Genomic DNA, 644 nt, shown 5'->3' with positions numbered 1-644 from the left:
TGTCTCAGATTCGTCCTGAATCGACACGTGGCGGTCGCGGACAGCGTCTCGAATCGTTTCTTCTGAGATGACGCTCCCCTCGTAGGTGATCCGGGCGTCCCCTGTTCGAAACGAGACGTCGACATCGTGGACGCCGGAGAGACGCCAGAGATGTCGTTCAAGTGCCCGTGCTCCCGCGTCGCCCCGACCACCCCGTCGTTCAATGTGGATCGTACACGTCGAGAGAGATGGAGATTCAGTAACAGCCACGTTCTCGGTACCTATGAGTTGGTTTGATTTCACGTTTGAGGTGGGCCCACGAGCATTCATCCGATCCTAATCCCGGCACACGAGTCGAGGCTTTCATCCAATGATGGTTACCGGGATCTGTGCTCGGCGAGTGACTGTCTCGGCAACACTTCCGAGGAACGTCCGGTCTAGACCTGACCGACCGTGGCTCCCCATAACGATCTGGTCGATGCCGTTGTCGGCAGCGTAGTCGAGAATCTCACGCGCTGGTTTCCCGACTTCAGTGACTGTAGCAAGCACAATATCGTGGTCCGCCGCGAGATCCGTCGCAGTCGTGTGAATCTCGGTCGCCCGCTCTTGGGCGGTATCGTACCAGTCCTCTGCGACTGGCAAGCCACCGGCCTCTACATCGATTA

Annotated in this window: 2 protein-coding genes; both read right to left on the bottom strand. The window is 58.1% G+C overall.

What is annotated here, in order from left to right:
- Nucleotides 1-249, bottom strand: a 249-nt coding sequence (locus tag D3D02_RS18205) for a heavy-metal-associated domain-containing protein (RefSeq protein ID WP_199723176.1), incomplete at its 3' end; no start/stop codon positions are given.
- A 93-nt stretch (nt 250-342) separates the two neighbouring features.
- The coding region (locus D3D02_RS18200; RefSeq protein ID WP_147435706.1) for a universal stress protein at nt 343-644 on the bottom strand (302 nt) is incomplete at its 5' end.

Source organism: Halobellus sp. Atlit-38R, from assembly GCF_003665925.1.
In the GTDB taxonomy this organism is placed as follows: domain Archaea; phylum Halobacteriota; class Halobacteria; order Halobacteriales; family Haloferacaceae; genus Haloquadratum; species Haloquadratum inordinatus.
This window is presented reverse-complemented; position numbering and strand designations above follow the sequence as displayed.